The sequence below is a fragment of the Nocardioides sp. JCM 18998 genome (assembly GCF_055391535.1).
This window is the reverse complement of sequence record NZ_AP043886.1, coordinates 2178267-2194170: the sequence shown is the minus strand read 5'-3', so window position 1 is coordinate 2194170 and position 15904 is coordinate 2178267. Positions and strand designations below refer to the sequence as shown.

At 71.0% G+C, this 15904-nt stretch carries 15 protein-coding genes, 1 tRNA gene and 1 pseudogene; 6 read left to right on the top strand and 11 right to left on the bottom strand.

Features of this window, described 5'->3' with window-relative positions; translation table 11 throughout:
* Nucleotide 1 precedes the first annotated feature (1 nt).
* From ACZ5L9_RS10250 to ACZ5L9_RS10240, 3 genes and pseudogenes are all read left to right on the top strand, one after another.
* Nucleotides 2-1267 (top strand): MFS transporter, encoded by a 1266-nt coding sequence (locus ACZ5L9_RS10250; RefSeq protein WP_464527312.1) that lies wholly within the window; start codon nt 2-4, stop codon nt 1265-1267.
* A complete protein-coding gene (locus ACZ5L9_RS10245; RefSeq protein WP_464527311.1) occupies nt 1264-2289 on the top strand; it encodes a TolB family protein in 1026 nt (341 codons plus the stop codon). Before ACZ5L9_RS10250 ends, ACZ5L9_RS10245 begins: the two co-directional genes overlap by 4 nt.
* Before the next feature lie 71 nt (nt 2290-2360).
* A pseudogene (locus ACZ5L9_RS10240) lies at nt 2361-2870 on the top strand (acyltransferase); the annotation flags it as partial.
* A gap of 212 nt (nt 2871-3082) precedes the next feature.
* Here the strand turns inward: ACZ5L9_RS10240 and ACZ5L9_RS10235 are convergent.
* From ACZ5L9_RS10235 to ACZ5L9_RS10225, 3 genes are all read right to left on the bottom strand, one after another.
* On the bottom strand, nt 3083-3736 hold the full coding sequence (locus tag ACZ5L9_RS10235; protein ID WP_464527309.1) for a sugar transferase: 654 nt from the start codon (nt 3734-3736) through the stop codon (nt 3083-3085).
* A 93-nt stretch (nt 3737-3829) separates the two neighbouring features.
* Entirely contained in the window at nt 3830-4543 is a 714-nt protein-coding gene (locus ACZ5L9_RS10230) for a LuxR C-terminal-related transcriptional regulator (RefSeq protein ID WP_464527308.1), read from the bottom strand.
* Nucleotides 4521-5822, bottom strand: coding sequence for a sensor histidine kinase (locus ACZ5L9_RS10225; protein ID WP_464527307.1), 1302 nt, complete (start codon nt 5820-5822; stop codon nt 4521-4523). The genes ACZ5L9_RS10230 and ACZ5L9_RS10225 overlap by 23 nt, the downstream gene beginning before the upstream one ends.
* A 598-nt stretch (nt 5823-6420) precedes the next feature.
* Here ACZ5L9_RS10225 and ACZ5L9_RS10220 point away from each other — a divergent pair.
* A complete protein-coding gene (locus ACZ5L9_RS10220; protein WP_464527306.1) occupies nt 6421-7104 on the top strand; it encodes a helix-turn-helix transcriptional regulator in 684 nt (227 codons plus the stop codon).
* On the opposite strand, the gene pth is transcribed toward ACZ5L9_RS10220, so the two are convergent.
* The 4 genes from pth to glmU all read right to left on the bottom strand — a co-directional run bounded on the left by pth (nt 7094) and on the right by glmU (nt 11107).
* On the bottom strand, nt 7094-7675 hold the full coding sequence (pth, locus tag ACZ5L9_RS10215; RefSeq protein WP_464527304.1) for an aminoacyl-tRNA hydrolase: 582 nt from the start codon (nt 7673-7675) through the stop codon (nt 7094-7096). The genes ACZ5L9_RS10220 and pth overlap by 11 nt on opposite strands.
* Nucleotides 7676-7682: 7 nt before the next feature.
* Nucleotides 7683-8327 (bottom strand): 50S ribosomal protein L25/general stress protein Ctc, encoded by a 645-nt coding sequence (locus tag ACZ5L9_RS10210; protein ID WP_464527302.1) that lies wholly within the window; start codon nt 8325-8327, stop codon nt 7683-7685.
* A gap of 231 nt (nt 8328-8558) precedes the next feature.
* Complete coding sequence (locus ACZ5L9_RS10205) at nt 8559-9542, bottom strand: ribose-phosphate diphosphokinase (protein WP_464527301.1); 984 nt, start codon at nt 9540-9542, stop codon at nt 8559-8561.
* 44 nt (nt 9543-9586) lie between these two features.
* Nucleotides 9587-11107 (bottom strand): bifunctional UDP-N-acetylglucosamine diphosphorylase/glucosamine-1-phosphate N-acetyltransferase GlmU, encoded by a 1521-nt coding sequence (glmU, locus tag ACZ5L9_RS10200; RefSeq protein WP_464527299.1) that lies wholly within the window; start codon nt 11105-11107, stop codon nt 9587-9589.
* 141 nt (nt 11108-11248) lie between these two features.
* Between glmU and ACZ5L9_RS10195 the strand changes: the two genes are divergently transcribed.
* Nucleotides 11249-11686 carry an SRPBCC family protein gene (locus ACZ5L9_RS10195; RefSeq protein WP_464527296.1) on the top strand — a complete coding sequence of 146 codons (438 nt, stop codon included), beginning with the start codon at nt 11249-11251 and terminating at the stop codon, nt 11684-11686.
* A gap of 14 nt (nt 11687-11700) precedes the next feature.
* On the opposite strand, the gene ACZ5L9_RS10190 is transcribed toward ACZ5L9_RS10195, so the two are convergent.
* From ACZ5L9_RS10190 to ACZ5L9_RS10175, 4 genes are all read right to left on the bottom strand, one after another.
* A tRNA-Gln gene (locus ACZ5L9_RS10190) sits at nt 11701-11779 on the bottom strand.
* An 18-nt stretch (nt 11780-11797) separates the two neighbouring features.
* On the bottom strand, nt 11798-12025 hold the full coding sequence (locus tag ACZ5L9_RS10185) for a DUF6752 domain-containing protein (protein ID WP_464527294.1): 228 nt from the start codon (nt 12023-12025) through the stop codon (nt 11798-11800).
* On the bottom strand, nt 12022-13623 hold the full coding sequence (locus ACZ5L9_RS10180) for a methyltransferase domain-containing protein (RefSeq protein ID WP_464527292.1): 1602 nt from the start codon (nt 13621-13623) through the stop codon (nt 12022-12024). Before ACZ5L9_RS10180 ends, ACZ5L9_RS10185 begins: the two co-directional genes overlap by 4 nt.
* Nucleotides 13620-14051: an FAD synthase family protein gene (locus ACZ5L9_RS10175; protein ID WP_464527290.1), complete on the bottom strand. Its 432-nt coding sequence runs from the start codon at nt 14049-14051 to the stop codon at nt 13620-13622. The genes ACZ5L9_RS10180 and ACZ5L9_RS10175 overlap by 4 nt, the downstream gene beginning before the upstream one ends.
* Before the next feature lie 92 nt (nt 14052-14143).
* Between ACZ5L9_RS10175 and ACZ5L9_RS10170 the strand changes: the two genes are divergently transcribed.
* A complete protein-coding gene (locus tag ACZ5L9_RS10170; RefSeq protein ID WP_464527288.1) occupies nt 14144-15901 on the top strand; it encodes a chorismate-binding protein in 1758 nt (585 codons plus the stop codon).
* Nucleotides 15902-15904: the final 3 nt, after the last annotated feature.

The following is a 15904-nucleotide window of genomic DNA, read 5'->3' as shown; positions in this document are numbered from 1 at the left end:
CGTGTACCTCTCCCTGAGCGACCGCCCGGCCCGCGCCGTCTCCGCCGACGCGGCTGCGCAGGCCACCGGCAAGCGTGAGCGCGTCGCTCGCGTCGTCGTCACCCTCGGCGTCGTCAGCCTGTTGACCGACATCTCCTCGGAGTCGGTCAACGCGATCCTGCCGCTCTACCTCACCACGGTGGTGGGCCTGTCCCCCGTCGCGTACGGCTTCATCGACGGCATGTACCAGGGCGTCTCGGCACTGGTCCGGATCGTCGCCGGCTGGGCCGCCGACCGCACCGGGCGGCCGCAACCGGTCGCCTTGGCCGGCTACGGGCTCTCCCTGGTCGCGCGGGTGCTGCTCCTCGGCGCGCACGGCTTCGGATCGATCACCTCGGTGGTCTCGGTGGACCGGATCGGCAAGGGCATCCGTACGGCGCCGCGCGACGCGATGATCGCCGCCTCCTCGCCGCCGGCGCGGCTGGGTCGAGCCTTCGGCGTCCACCGCACCCTCGACACCATCGGCGCGACGGTGGGTCCGCTGATCGCGTTCGCGATCCTCTGGCAGATCCCCGGAGGCTTCCACACCATCCTGGTCCTCTCCCTGGGCTTCGCCGTGCTCGGCGTCACCGTGCTGGCCCTGTTCGTGCCGCTGCGCACCGGAGCCGTCACGCGCTCGCCGAGCGAGCCGCGCCAACCGCGACAGCGCCGTCGCTGGCGCGAGGTGGCAACGCCCGGTCTGCTGCGCCTGCTGCCGGTGGCCGGGACGCTCGGGCTGCTGACGGTCGGCGACGGCTTCATCTACCTGGCCCTGCTGGAGACCGGCAGCTTCTCGGCCCGCTGGTTCCCGGTGCTCTACGTCGGGACGAACATCGCCTACCTGAGCCTGGCGATCCCGCTCGGCCGCCTCGCCGACCGGGTCGGCCGGGTCCGGGTGCTGGTGCTCGGCCACCTCCCCCTCGCCGGTGCCTACCTCTGCGCCGCGACCGGGTCCGGCGCCCTCGCCACCACCGTGGCGGCGCTGCTCCTGCTCGGCGTCTTCTACGCCGCCACCGACGGTGTGCTCCCGGCCGTTGCCGGGCGGCTGGTCCCCGAGCGGGCGCGCACCACGGGCATCGCCACGGCGCAGACCACCGTCGCGATCGCTCGGCTGCTGGCGTCCACCGGGTTCGGCCTGCTCTGGTACGCGATGGGGCCGCGGGAGGCGATGCTCGTCGTCTGCGTCGCGCTGCTCGCCGCGGTGCCGCTGGCCGCAGTCGTGCTGCGGCGCGCGGAGCCCGCCTCATGAAGTGGCGCGGGATCGTGCTGAGCACCGTCGTGGTCGCCGTCGTCGCCGGGAGCACCGCGTACGGCCTCGGCGAGTGGCACCGCACCCGGGCCGACGCCGCCCGCGCTCCCGAGGTCGCGGTCGCCGACCGGGCGGCGATCGAGTCCGAGCCGCGGATCGTCTTCCGCCACACCGGTCTCGACTCCGAGTACGGCGTCGTCGCCGAGGTGGCGCTCTCCGACCCCAGCGGCCCACGCGCGTTCACCGGAGTGTCCTGCGACCGGGTCTACGCGCGCCCCGGCATCGCGACGTGCCTCAAGACCGACCGCGGGGTGGTCACCCACTACGAGGCCGACGACCTGACCACCGACGCCGGCGCCGACTGGCACCAGACCACGACGGTCCCGCTGCCCGGGCTGCCGAGCCGTACGCGGCTCTCCCCCGACGGCACGCTCGCGGCCTCGACGGTCTTCGTCAACGGCGACTCGTACATGACCACCGGCTTCTCCACCCGCACTGTCATCCGACGGGTGGGCAGCACCGACACCGAGGACCTCGAGCGGTACTCCCTGATCCTGGACGGCAAGCGGGTCGCTCCCCCGGATCGCAACATCTGGGGCGTGACGTTCGCACCCGACGACCGGACCTTCTACGCCACCGTCGCCACCGGAGGTCGCACCTACCTCGCGCGCGGCGACATGACCGCTCACACGCTCACCACGATCGCCGACCACGTCGAGTGCCCGTCGCTCTCCCCCGACGGGACGCGGATCGCGTTCAAGGAGGCGCGCAGCGATCCGAAGCGAGGCAGCTGGTGGACCCCTGCCGTCCTCGACCTGGCGACCGGAAAGCGGACCGTGCTCACCGCGGAGTCGCACAACGTCGACGACCAGATCGAGTGGCTCGACGATCACACCCTGCTCTACGGGCTGGCGCGCGACGGCCAGGGCGGCGTGACCGACGTGTGGGCGCTGGACACCGACGGGACGACCGCACCGCGCGTGCTCATCCCGGACGCCTGGTCGCCCGCGGTCATCCGCTGACCCATCCCCCATATGGGGGATGAGCGCCCTCCGGGGCCCCGCGCCGGCGCGGGCCGTTGTTGGTTGCTGTCATGACCGCGCCACGCATCGAGCCGTCCGCCGACGTCGACGCCACCGCCACGATCGGGGACGGCTCGCTGGTCTGGCACCTGGCGCAGCTGCGCGAGGACGTACGGGTCGGGCGCGACTGCGTCATCGGGCGCGGGGCCTACCTCGGGCCCGGTGTCGTGGTCGGCGATCGCTGCAAGATCCAGAACCACGCGCTGGTCTACGAGCCAGCCGTCCTGGCCGACGGCGTCTTCGTCGGCCCGGCGGTCGTCTTCACCAACGACGAGTTCCCGCGGGCGGTGACCGCCGACGGGATGCTGAAGGGCGCGGACGACTGGGACATGGTCGCCGTCACCGTCCTCGAGGGCGCCAGCATCGGTGCCCGCGCCGTCTGCGTCGCCCCGGTCACGATCGGCCGTTGGGCCCTGGTCGCGGCCGGCTCCGTGGTGATCCACGACGTCCCGGACTACGCGCTGGTCGCCGGTGTCCCGGCCCGCCAGATCGGCTGGGTCGGCCGCGACGGCATCCCCCTGGCCAAGGGCTCCGTCCCCGAGGCCTGACCACCGACTCGGCCCTCCCGCACCACCGACTCGGCCGTGCGCACCGCTCGTCGGACCTGGTGCTGCCCAGGGGCCCGGTCGACACGTCTCGAGGGCCGAGTCGACACGTCTCGAGGGCCGAGTCGACACGTCCCGAGGGCCGAGTCGGCCAGGTTGCCCGGGCCCGAGCCCGGGGCTCGTATGCGTCAGTAGGCGCCGCTGTGGCCGAGCACTGCGCGCGCCGTACGGGCCAGGATGCGTGCGTCCATCCCGAGCGACCAGTGGTCGACGTAGTGCAGGTCGAGCCGGATCGCCTCGTCCCACGGCAGGTCCGAGCGGCCCGAGACCTGCCACAGACCCGTCATGCCCGGCACCACCTCGAGGCGGCGCAGGGCGTCGCCCTCATAGTGGTCGAGCTCGCTGAAGAGTGCCGGACGGGGCCCGACCAGGGCCATGTCGCCGCGGATCACGTTCATCAGCTGTGGGAGCTCGTCGAGCGAGTAGCGCCGCAGCACCCGGCCCACGCGGGTCACCCGCGGGTCACACCGGTTCTTGAAGAGCGCCCCGTCGCAGTCGTTGCCGACCTCGTCGCGCCGGTCCTCCGCGTCGCAGCTCATCGTGCGGAACTTCAGCATCGTGAACGCCCGCCCGTCGCGCCCGACCCGGGTCTGGCGGAAGATCACCGGCCCGGACGAGTCGAGCCTGATCAGCACCGCGATCAGGAGCAGCAGCGGAACGATCAGGACCCCGCCGAGAACGGCCGCTGCTCGTTCCCAGGCCCGTTTGACTGCTCGTTGAACGGGTACTTGCGAGTGCACGTCGCGAACCGGAGTCGCCGCGATGGTACTCAGTGCTGTCATGGTGACATTCCCCTTTCCGACGGCTCCAGTCCATCGGAAGGGGAAGGTCAGGGTCGCCTCACGCGGGTCCGCTTGCCCGAAACTGGGGATGGATCAGCGGGCCGTACGGCGGGTGTCCGGCTCGATCGCCGGCTGCCAGCCGAGGTGGTGGGCGAGCCCGACCGCGGCGATCTGCGAGGTGACCTCGAGCTTGGCCAGGATCGCCTTCACCTGGGTGCGCACGGTGGCCTCGGAGACGACGCTCGCCACGGCGATGTCGTGCACCGTCAGACCCTCCATCAGCCGGCCGAGGACCTGCGACTCCCGCGGGGTGAGCCGGTCGACCTTGACCTGCAGGTCGGCGAGCTCGGCGTTGCGCTGGTGCCACAGCCGCAGCAGCGCCTCGCGCTCCTCGATCTCCATCACGGGCTGGCCGTTCCCGAGCCGCCGGACGACCGCGAGGATCTCGTTGAGCGGGTTCGACTTCGACTGCACGGTGCGCGCCCCGTAGCGCAGCGCCTCACCCCATCGGACCTTGTCCGGGTTGGCGGTCACCACCACCACGTTGATGCCGGCCGTGGCCAGTGGCCCGACGAAGCGCAGGCCGTCGCCGAAGTGTCCGAGGTCCAGGTCGAGCAGGGCGATCCGTGGAGCCTGCCGGATCACCGAGGCCAACACGGAGCTCGGCGTGGCCCCGTTGAGAGGCAGCTCCGCCCGCTTGACGTCATACCCCTCAACGGTGAGAGCGAGCTCGAGGGACTCGGCGAAGAGGACGTGGTCCTCGATGATGACGACCTTGATCTGACTACGCGATGTGGGCCGGTTCATCCTCGCCTCGTCTAGCTCGGGGGAAGCGGGCGACGAACGTCGCTCCGCGGGCGGCGCCGTCGCGGAGGGTGAGATGCCCGCCGTGTCGCCTGGTCAGATCCTGAGCGATGTGGAGGCCGATGCCCTGCCCGCTCGATCGCGGACCGCGCGCACCCCACTCGAACAGGTGCGAGCGCACCTCCGGCGGGACGCCGGGGCCGTCGTCGGCCACCGCCACCTCGATCGCGTCGGCCACCTCCTGCACGGTCACGGAGGTGTCGCTGCGGCCGTGCGTGGCCGCGTTGTCGAGGAGGATGTTGAGCACCTCCGCGACCTCGTCGGGCTCGCCCTCCACCCGGGCGCCGCTGGGCAGCCAGGTGACCCGGTTGCCGCGCGCCTCGTGGGCGAGGACGAGATTGCTGATCGTCGCGTCGAGGTCCACCTCGACCGGTCCGGCGCCGCCGGTACGGGCCCCGCTCGACTCGCTGAGCAGCCGCTGGAGCCGGCCGAGCTCGGCGTGGACCATCTCCTCCAGCATGCGGCGGCGCCGCTCGTCGATGGTGGGGTCCTCGTGCAGGAGCCGGCTTGCCGAGGCCACGCCCGCGATCGTCGCGTTGATCTCGTGGATCCGGGCTCGATCCTCGCGCAGGCCGGCCTCGAGCTCGTCGACCCGCAGCAGGAGCCGGTCACGGTCGTTGATGCCGTCGCCGATCGCGAGCCGCAGGAGCCCGATCGCGGCGGCGGAGAGGAAGACCGCGCCGAGGAGGTCGGAGCCGAGCGTGACGACGCTGCTCGCAACCGACGAGCTGGGCGCGGCGAGGTAGGCGGACAGGTGTCCGAGAGCGTAGAGGAACAGGGCGATGCCGATCCGGCTGCTCGCCCAGGTGGGCACGTCCGGGAGCAGTCCGAGCAGGAGCGCCGTCGGGACCACGATCATCACGAAGACGATCACCAGGCCCGCGCTGCTCAGCCGCACCGAGTCACCCGACGGGAACAGCGAGATGCTGAGAACCCGGCCGATGCCGAGGACGAGGCCGGCGGCCACCCCGATCAGCACCGGGTCGCCGACCGATGAGCGCCGCCCGGCGGAGAAGCCGAGCCACGCGATCACCATCACCGTGAGCGCGTCGAAGAGGACGAGCCACGGGCTGCCGCCGAAGTCGCGATCGATGTCGGAGAGCTGCAGGCCGGCCATCATCACCGCCTGGACCGCCAACGTCGCGGTGCATGCGGCGATCCACGCCAGCTGTCGCTGACCGCTGATGCGCCACGCCGCGTACAGGCAGATGGTGGCTACCACTGCCGACGGACCACGGATCAGGCCGTCCAGACTCGCCGCAACGGCCAACCGGTTCGGTTGCTCCGTGGAGAGCCATGTCAAGGAGAGGATCGGCAAGACGGCCACTGCTAGTAACAGCGCCGTACACCGACCATTCCAGTACTCGCGGATATTCGACTTGTTCATCGTGCCCCCGATGCAAGACCAGGTGCGCAACTGAGCTCGCGTTCCCCAACGCCCCGAGAGCGCCCAGACCCGGCCTCGCCGGTGCGTCTGTCTGGCCACCTGTTGTACCCGTCCGAGATTAGAAGTCTCCCCTCGGGCCTCCCCAACAGAAGGGACGCTATACCGCAATTTGGCGAACCTGAGCGAACCGCCAGAAATTTGCCTCTCTTGTCTAGCACCCGCGTTCCGGACACTCGGCCAGGACATGTGTCCAGAGAATTTGGCCGGAATCCCCGCTGGCATCCCCGAATATAGGGAGAAAGCCAACCAACCCTTCCGTGACTTTCTCCCGCGCAGAGGATGAAGAAAGGATGGCCGATGGGGCGGGCCGTCGCGACCAACGACGACGGGGTAGGGGATGGCTTCAACTCATCAGGCTCACGAACCGGTTCATGTGCACGCTTCAGTCGCCGCCGAGCAATCGCTGATCGTCGAGGCGGTCTGCACCGCCCTGAGCAGCTGTGGCCTGGACAGCGACCGCGAGCCGTGGCCGGGGGTCCTGCCGGCCCCGCGCGGCCATCATGCCGAGGACGAGCACGCCGCCGGCCTGCTCGTCTGCGACCTGAAGGACTGGCGACAGATCCGTGCCAGCGGCCTGGTGCTGCGGCGCCGGTCGATCCCCTGGGCCGTACTGACCAGTGCCGCACCCGGCCCCGCGTGGGGTGCGGTCTATGAGCACGGCGCACGCGTGGTGCTCAACGCCCGCACTCCCCTGGACCAGGTGGTGACGACGTTGACCGCCCTCGCCGAGAGCGGCTCGAACGACATCGGCATCGGCCCCGACCTGGAGCAGCGCCGCCGCTTCCAGACGCAGTGGCGACACCTCGTCGAGCGTCGCGCCGAGCTCAGCAGCCGCGCCCGGGCGCTGACGCCCCGCGAGCGCGAGGTGCTGATGCTGCTCTACGAAGGCGCCACCATCGTGGAGATCTCGGGCCTGTTGCAGGTCTCGCCGTCCACCGTGCGCAGCCAGGTGAAGGCCGTACGGCAGAAGCTCGGGGTGACGTCGCAGTTGGCGGCGGTGGCGGCCTACGGCTCGCTGATCGAGCCGGATCTGGCCCGGCAGCTCGTCAGGAGTTGAAGCGCTGCTGCGCCTTCTCGAGGCCGTCGCTGATCAGGCACTCGACCGCGTCGGCGGCGGTGTCGACCTGGAACGGCAGCACCTTGCGCTCGGCTGCGGAGTAGTTCGACAGCACGAAGTCGGCGACCTCCTGGCGGCCGGGCGGGCGGCCGATGCCGACGCGTACCCGGTAGAAGTCGCCGGTGCCGAGGCTGGAGCGGATCGACTTGAGGCCGTTGTGGCCGTTGTCGCCGCCGCCGAGCTTGAGCCGCATCGTATCGAAGGCGATGTCGAGCTCGTCGTGGATGGCGACGATGTGGTCGGCCTCGATCTTGTAGAAGGAGGCGACCGCCTTCACCGGTCCGCCCAGCTCGTTCATGTACGAGGACGGGCGGCACAGAACGACGCGAGGGCCGCCTGGAGTCAGGCGGCCCTCGACGGTGTCGGAGCGCCCGGACTTGTGGCGCTTCCACGCACCACGCATCCGGGCGGCCAGCTCGTCGTTGACGAGGTAGCCGATGTTGTGACGATGACCCGCGTAGTTCGGCCCGGGGTTGCCCAGGCCGACGACCAGCCAGGTCTCGTCAGACATCAGTGGATCACTCAGCCGCAGACTCGCCCGCGGCGTCGGCCTCGGGGGCGTCGTGCACGATGCCGGCCTCGGCCTCGGCGGCCTCGAGCTCGGCCTCGACCTGAGCGGCGGTCGGGGCAGCGGCGATGTGGACGACCACGGCGTCGGCGTCGACGACCAGGGAGGTGCCCTTCGGCAGGGTCAGCTGGCCGGCGCTGATGCTGGCGCCGGCGTCGAGACCCTCGACCGAGACCTCGACGGACTCCGGCACGTGGGTGGCCTCGGCCTCGAGCGCGACGGTGTTGTGCTCGAGGGTGACGATGGTGCCCGGGGCGGCGTCGCCGGTCGTGATGACCGGAACCTCGACGGTGACCTTCTCGCCGGCCTTGACCGCGAGGAAGTCGATGTGCTCGATGACGCGGCGCAGGTTGTCGACCTGGACGGCCTTGGTCAGCGCGAGCTGGGTCTTGCCGTCGATGTCGAGCTCGAGGAGCGCGTTGAGGCCGTGGTGGCGCAGGGCCATCATGGTCTCGTGGCCCGGGAGGGACACGTGGATCGGGTCGTTGCCGTGACCGTAGATGACGGCGGGGATGCGGCCGGCGGCACGCGTACGGCGGGCGAAGCCCTTGCCGAACTCGGTGCGGATCTCAGCGGCGATCTTCTCGCTGCTCATGGTTGCCTCCTTGGGCGGTCGATGGAATACGGCTGCCAAGGCCCAGTCGATAACGGAGTCAAGCTCCCTCGCCGAGGCAACGCGCCACATCCTACGGGCGCGCTGACCCTCCCTGAAATCAACGCCGTCCGGCGCGTGCGGCCCGCAAGGCGGAGGAGCGAAGCCGGTCTGGGGAGCGGAGCGACCGGCGAGCGACGACAACGCAGCGGACGCTCCGCCGGGCGGCGTTGATCAGGCGTGGCCGTCGAACATGGAGGTAACAGAGCCGTCCTCGAAGACCTCGCGGATCGCGCGGGCCAGCATCGGGGCGATCGAGAGCGTGGTCAGCTTGTCGAACTGCTTCTCGGCGGGCAGCGGCAGCGTGTTGGTGACGATCACCTCGACGGCGGCGCTGTTCTTGAGCCGGTCGACGGCCGGGTCCGAGAGGATCGCGTGGGTGGCGCAGATGATCACGCCCGTGGCGCCGGCCTCCATGATCGCGTCGGCGGCCTTCACGATCGTGCCGCCGGTGTCGATCATGTCGTCGGTCAGGACGCAGATCTTGCCGGTGACGTCGCCGACGACACGGTTGGCGACGACCTCGTTGGCGATGTCGGTACGGCGCGTCTTGTGGATGAACGCCAGCGGCACGCCGCCGAGGCGGGCGGCCCAGCGCTCCGCGACCTTGATCCGGCCGGCGTCCGGGGAGACGACGGCGAGCTCCTGGTCGCCGTACTTCTCCTTGATGTAGTCGGTGAGGATCGGGAGCGCCATGAGGTGGTCGACCGGCCCGTCGAAGTAGCCCTGGAGCTGGTCGGCGTGGAGGTCGACGGAGATGATCCGGTCGGCGCCGGCGGTCTTGAAGAGGTCGGCGACCAGGCGGGCCGAGATCGGCTCACGGCCGCGGTGCTTCTTGTCCTGACGGGAGTAGCCCCAGAACGGCATCACCACGGTGATCCGCTTGGCCGAGGCGCGCTTGAGCGCGTCGACCATGATCAGGTGCTCCATGATCCAGTCGTTGATCGGGCTGGTGTGGCTCTGGATGACGAACGCGTCAGCGCCCCGCACCGACTCCTGGTAGCGGACGTAGGTCTCGCCGTTGGCGAAGTCGTACGCGCTGGTCGGGACGAGCGGCGTGCCGAGGTTGGCCGCCACCTCCTCGGCCAGCTCGGGGTGGGCTCGTCCGCTGAACACCATCAGGTGCTTCTCGGTTGTCCGCTTGATGTCGGTGGTCACGAGCGCCGCTCCCAGTATTCGCAGGTCCGCCAGAGGGGGTTACGTCAGGATTCTGTCGTACGGGTGGGCGCGTCCCCAACCCCGCGCCTGCCGGTGTGAGACTCCTCATGTTCACCGGGCGTTTGCGTGCCGACCACGAGGACACCCGCGGCGGCCGCCGCCGCAGCGGCGTCGGCCATCGCGGTGCCGGCGCGGCGTTCCTGGGCCCAGCCGTCGAGCACCCGCTGGGGCCCGCTGGACAGCGCCATCCCGCCCGGTGGCACGTCGTGGCGCACGAGGGTGCCGGCCCCGGTGCCCGCACCGTCGCCGACGGTCACCGGGGCCACGAAGGTGACGTTGGAGCCGGAGCGGACGTGCGACCCGATGGTGGTGTGATGCTTGGCGACGCCGTCGTAGTTGGCGAAGATCGTGCCGGCGCCGATGTTGCTCTGCTCGCCGATCGTGGCATCGCCGACGTAGGACAGGTGGGGCACCTTGGCGCCCGCGCCGATCTCGGCGTTCTTGGTCTCGACGAAGCCGCCGATCTTGCCCCGCGCGCCGAGGATCGTGCCCGGGCGCAGGTGGGCGAAGGGTCCGACGTCGGCGCCGTCGCCGATCACGGCGAGCGTCGCCTGCGTCCGTACGACGTGCGCGCCGGCGCCCACCTCGCAGTCGGTGAGGGTGCTGTCGGGACCGATCACGGCGTCCTCGCCGATCGAGGTGGCGCCGAGGAGCTGCACGTTGGGCAGGACGGTGACGTCCATGCCGAGGTCCACGTCGACGTGGATCCAGGTGGTCTCGGGGTCGATCACGGTGACGCCCTCGCGCATCCACCGCTCCACGATCCGGCGGTTGAGCTCGCGGCCGAGGGCCGCGAGCTGCACCCGGTCGTTGGCGCCCTCGGTCTGGATCGGGTCGGCGAGCAGGTAGCCACCCGTACGGGCGCCGTCCTGGACCGCGAGGCTCACCGCGTCGGTCAGGTAGTACTCGCCGCTGGCGTTGGCGTTGCGCAGCCGCGGTAGCGCGCCGGCCAGGAAGTCGTGGTCGAAGGCGAGGATGCCGGAGTTGATCTCGTTGATGGCGCGCTGCTCGTCGGTGGCGTCCTTCTCCTCGACGATCGCGCTCACGTCGCCGCCGCCGGCCCGCACGATCCGTCCGTAGCCGGTCGGCTCCGGGACCTCGGCGGTCAGGATCGAGACGGCGCGGTTGCCGCTGCGGTGGCGCTCGATGAACCACTGCAGGGTCTCCCCGGTGAGCAGCGGGGTGTCTGCGGTGAGGACCAGGACGACTCCCGAGGTCGCACCCGACGCGGCCAGCCCGACGCGCGCGGCGTGGCCGGTCCCGAGCTGCTCCTCCTGGATCGCGACGGCGACGCCGGCGTGGTGCTGCTCGAGGTGGCTGATGACCTGCTCCCGTGCGTGCCCGACGACGGCGACGGTGCGGTCGGGCTGGAGCGCCTCGACCGCCGTGAGGACGTGGCCCACCATGCTGCGTCCGCCGAGGGTGTGCAGCACCTTGGGCGTCTTGGACTTCATCCGCTTGCCGTTCCCGGCCGCGAGCACGATGACGGTGAGCTCACTGGTCATGAGGGCGAGCCTACGTGTCCGGAGGGACGGCTCGACGGCGAAGGGTCACGCCTCGGCTCCGGTCCGGGCATCCTTGCCCGCCCACATAGTGTCGAGCCCGGCGTCCGGGGCGCACCGCCCCGGCGACCGAAGGAGGGACCGATGCCGAGCACCGTCGAGCACAGCGTCGAGATCGCGGCGCCGGTGGACGAGGTCTTCGCGTACGTCGACGACTTCACCACCACCAAGGACTGGATGTACGGCCTGCACAGCATCGAGCCGGTCACCGAGCAGCGCAGCGGCGTGGGAGCGACGTACGACGGCGTGATGAAGCTGGGCGTCTCGCTCACCTCGCGAGTGCGGTGCACCGGCTACGAGCCGGGCCGACTGTTGGAGATCTCCTCGATCAGCGGCGTCCGCAACACCCAGCGCTGGACCTTCACCGACCTCGGCGAGAACCGGACCCGCGTCGAGGCCCGGATCAGCTACACGCTCCCCGGCGGCCCGGCCGGCAAGGTGATCGAGAAGGCAGTCCAGCCGTTCATCGGGATCGCCATCAAGCACACCAGCGAGCAGTTGGTGCGCAACCTCGAGCGCTGAGGTCGGAGCATCGGCTCCCCAGGATGGAGTCGAACCATCGTCGCTAGTCCTGATTCAAAGTCAGGCGGGCCCTGCCGGCAGACCAACTGGGGATTGTTGGGACCAAGACTCTCAGATCTGAGAGCGGTAGCGCGCGAGCACCTCCTGGACCTTGGCCTCGTCGCGGTCCTGGATCGGGATGAGCAGCTCGCCGACGACGTCGGTCAGCTCGGCGATGCGACGGTTGAGCTGGCGCAGCTCCTGGACCTCGTCCTCGAGGGCGCGCAGGCGCGCCCGCACGGTACGGCCCGAGGTGCGCTCGGCCTTCCACTTGTCGAGGTTCTCGGAGAACTTGCTCATGCGTTGCTTCCCTTCGGCGAAGGCCAGGTCGCCCGGATCCGGCACACCGCCGGATCGGGTCGGTCGAACAGGTCGTCCCCGAGGCCGACCTCGAGGTGCTCGATCACGCCGCCGCGGTCCTTGATCTCGGCCACGACCACGACCGGGTCGAGGCGTCGCTCGCGGCCGTCGGTGTCCAGGGCGGGGTCGGCGGTGCCGTCCTCGTCGAGGGTCGCGGAGAACTCCAGGAACAGGACGTGCTCTCCGCCACGCAGCCCCATCGAGCACAGCTGCCAGAACTGCTCGCGGGCGGCGTCGTCGATCGCGTTGAGCAGGCGGCGGGCGAAGACGTGGTGCGGGTCCCGGGCCAGCCGCGCACCGAAGGTCAGCACGTGCCGCAGCTCGCCCAGGATCAGCTGCTCGGTGCGGACCTCCACGCCGCGGTGCTGGATCCGGCGATTGGCGGCGCGGAGCGCGCCGCGGGAGAAGTCGACCGCCCACACCCGGTGACCGCGCTTGGCGAGGCGGACCGCGTCGCGGCCGTTGCCGCAGCCGACGTCGAGCACCCGGGAGCCGGGCTCGAGGTCGCGCGCGACCCACTTGCCGAAGCCGGAGCCGCGCTTGGCGACCTTGGCGCCGCGTGGGCCGGACCAGAACTCGGTCCACAGGCCCATGGTGGTCCGGAAGCCGCGCAGCCAGCCGTTGAGGCGTCGTACCCCGGCGGGCGGGTCGTCGTACTTGAACGACGGGTCGGGCACCCGCCAGTGCTCGCCGTAGAGGAAGGCCAGCATGGCCTCGGGCTGGGCGGGCGCAGGGAAGGCGTAGCCGTGCAGCTCCACCTCGGAGACCGGCAGGATCACCTCGCGCGGGAGCTGACCGCTGCGGTTGCCGAGCTGGTAGAAGGTCCCGCGGACGTAGAACGCGACGAAGATGTCGATGTGACAGACCCGGCCGTCGCTGAGCGGCAGCAGCACCTTGATGTCGCCGCCGGACATGCGCAGCAGGACCCAGCCGAGGTCGCGCATGGTCCGCTCGATCTTGTACGACTCGGCGATGAGGTCCGCCGGCGACTCGTGCCGGGAGAGGTAGCAGACGTCGGTGTCGGAGTCGTGCGCGATCATCGCGCCGTCGCGGATGGTGCCGAGCAGCGCACCGTAGTTGAGGTACGCCTCGACGCCGCAGGCCCCCCGCAGGTCGCGTAGCACCCGCTGGGTGCCGTCGAGGATCTCGTTGCGGATCCCCTCGTCGGTGGCGGCGAAGGACCGGGTCAGGTGGCCGACCTTGTCGACCGAGAGGGGGTTGCCCTCGGCATCCAGGATCCGGAGCTTGTCCTGGCCGTTGCCGAGGGTGACGTCGGCGTCGAAGTAGACGTTCTCGCCGGTGACGTCCGCGACCCGGATCCGGCCGGTGCCGTGCAGGAAGCGGCCGAGGACGTGCGGCCAGGCGACCAGCCAGCCACCGCCCTGCGCCGTGCCGTCGCGCTCGGGCGTCAGGGACCAGACGTAGCGGCCCTCGACGCTGAGCACCAACGGGCCGGTGCCCTGCGCCGTCACGAGGACGCCGCGGTCGTCGACCCGAACGCCCCCCGGCGCCGCGTCCGCGGACATGGGACCGGTCACGAGACCCGCTCGTCGCCTCGGTTGAGGTGGCGGCGCAGCGCGGTGCTGGAGGTGTGCATCGTGTACGGGAAGTAGACGACCTCGACCCCGACCTCGGCCATGTGCCGCTCGAGCCGCTCGCCCTTGGCGGTGCCCTTCCAGTCGTCGCCCTTGAAGATCTTGTGGAAGCCGACCTCGCGCCAGGCGTCGCGCTTGTCGGTGGTCACCTCGACGTAGGCGTCGTCGACGATCCCGATCGCCTTGACGATCTCCAGGCGCTCGATCAGTGGGACCGTGGGGACGATGCCCTTGCTCTCCTCGCAGACCTCGTCCGAGACGACCCCCGCGACGAGCACGTCGCACATCGAGCGCGCCTGACGCAGCGCATTGAGGTGCCCGACGTGGAAAAGATCGAAGACGCCGGGCACGTATCCGACGACCTTGCTCATGGACGAAAGACTACCCAACCACACGCATTAGGCTCGCTTTCATGGAACGTTCAACCCCGCGTCGTCCGGGCGGACGGGGGCGCATCGTTCTGGTGGACAACCACGATTCGTACACCTTCAACCTCGCTGCCCTGCTGACCTCCGCGGGCGCGGAGGTGACCGTCCTGCGCAACGACGATCCGGCACTGCTGACGCTTTCCGAGGTGGACGGGATCGTCCTCTCCCCCGGGCCCGGCTCTCCGCTCGTCCCCGCCGACGTGGGCTACGGACCGGCGCTGCTGGCGCGGCTCTCGACGGTGCCGGTGCTGGGGGTCTGCCTCGGGCACCAGCTGCTGGCGGCGCTGCACGGCGGCGGCGTGGCGCCGATCGAGCCGGCGCACGGAAGGATCGCCTCGATCCGGCACAGCGACGACGGGCTGCTCGCCGGGCTGCCCCAGGGGTTCGCCGCGACCCGCTACCACTCGCTCGCCGTGACCTCCACACCCACCAGCGGCTTCGGCGAGACGGCCTGGGCCGAGGACGGCACCGTGATGGCGATCGCGGTCCACGACCTGCCGCGCTGGGGCGTCCAGTTCCACCCCGAGTCCGTCGAGACCGGGCTCGGGGCCCGGATCGTCGCGGCCTTCGTCGAGGCGGTGCGCGGCACGGCCGTCCTGCGCCGGGCGATCCCGGGGCCCTTCGATCCGAGTGTGCTCTTCGAGGAGCTCTACGACTCGGAGCCGCACGCATTCTGGCTGGACGGCCCGACCACCTACCTGGGCACCGGCGAGCCGACCTCCCGGCTCGAGCAGACCGGGCCGCTCCTGCGGGACCCGCTGCCCGGCGGGCTGGTCGGCTGTCTCGAGTACGAGGGCGCCGAGCACTGGCTGCATGTCGCGCGGGTGATCGCGCTGACCTCGGCCGGAGCCGAGCTGCGGGCCCTGCCCGGTGAGGGTGCCGAGGAGTGGCTCCGCGTCACCGCCGCACGGGTCGAGCCGCTGCGCGGGGCGACGGCGCCGGTCGCCGTCGAGGAGGTCGATCCCGCGGCGGCGCGGGCCGTCCGCAGCCGTACGGAGTACCTGGCCGACATCACCGCCTGCAAGGAGCTGCTCGCCCGCGGCGAGACGTACGAGCTCTGCCTCACCAACCGGCTGCACCTTCCGCCGATCGACGAGCCGCTGGCGCTGCACCGCCAGCTGCGCGCCCGTACCCCCACCGGACGCTCGGCCCTCCTGCGCCTGGGCGAGACGACGATCTGCTCCGCGACGCCCGAGACCTTCCTGACGGTCAGCCCGAGCGGGACCGTGACCGCGCGACCGATCAAGGGCACCGCCGCGCGACACCCGGACCCGGACGTGGACGCCGCCGCGGCCGCGGCCCTGACGACGGACCCCAAGACCCGCGCCGAGAACCTGATGATCGTCGACCTGCTGCGCAACGACCTCAACCAGGTGTGCGAGGCCGGGTCGGTGGCCGTGCCCGGTTACCTCGAGGTCGAGTCCTACGCAGGAGTGCACCAGCTCGTCAGCACCGTCACCGGACGGCTGCGCCCGGATGCGTCCCCGCTGGACGCGGTCCGAGCGGCGTTCCCGCCCGGCTCGATGACCGGCGCCCCGAAGGAGCGCACCGTCGCTCTGCTCGCCGAGCTCGAGCCCGAGCAGCGCGGCATCTACTCCGGCGCGCTCGGCATCGTGGGCGCCGACGGCTCGATCGATCTCTCCGTCGTCATCCGCACCGCCGTGTGCACCCCCGACGGCGTCACGATCGGCACCGGCGGCGCGATCGTCTGGGGCTCCGTGCCCGAGGACGAGTACGACGAGACGATGCTCAAGGCACGCGTGCTGCTGCAGGCGTACGCCGCGCTCCCCTGATGC

Coding starts and splice junctions, on each gene's coding strand:
- ACZ5L9_RS10245 (WP_464527311.1), top strand. CDS start 1,264: ATGAAGTGGCGCGGGATCGTGCTGAGCACCGTCGTGGTCGCCGTCGTC.
- ACZ5L9_RS10235 (WP_464527309.1), bottom strand. CDS start 3,736: ATGACAGCACTGAGTACCATCGCGGCGACTCCGGTTCGCGACGTGCAC.
- ACZ5L9_RS10230 (WP_464527308.1), bottom strand. CDS start 4,543: ATGAACCGGCCCACATCGCGTAGTCAGATCAAGGTCGTCATCATCGAG.
- pth (WP_464527304.1), bottom strand. CDS start 7,675: ATGTCTGACGAGACCTGGCTGGTCGTCGGCCTGGGCAACCCCGGGCCG.
- ACZ5L9_RS10210 (WP_464527302.1), bottom strand. CDS start 8,327: ATGAGCAGCGAGAAGATCGCCGCTGAGATCCGCACCGAGTTCGGCAAG.
- glmU (WP_464527299.1), bottom strand. CDS start 11,107: ATGACCAGTGAGCTCACCGTCATCGTGCTCGCGGCCGGGAACGGCAAG.
- ACZ5L9_RS10195 (WP_464527296.1), top strand. CDS start 11,249: ATGCCGAGCACCGTCGAGCACAGCGTCGAGATCGCGGCGCCGGTGGAC.
- ACZ5L9_RS10185 (WP_464527294.1), bottom strand. CDS start 12,025: ATGAGCAAGTTCTCCGAGAACCTCGACAAGTGGAAGGCCGAGCGCACC.
- ACZ5L9_RS10175 (WP_464527290.1), bottom strand. CDS start 14,051: ATGAGCAAGGTCGTCGGATACGTGCCCGGCGTCTTCGATCTTTTCCAC.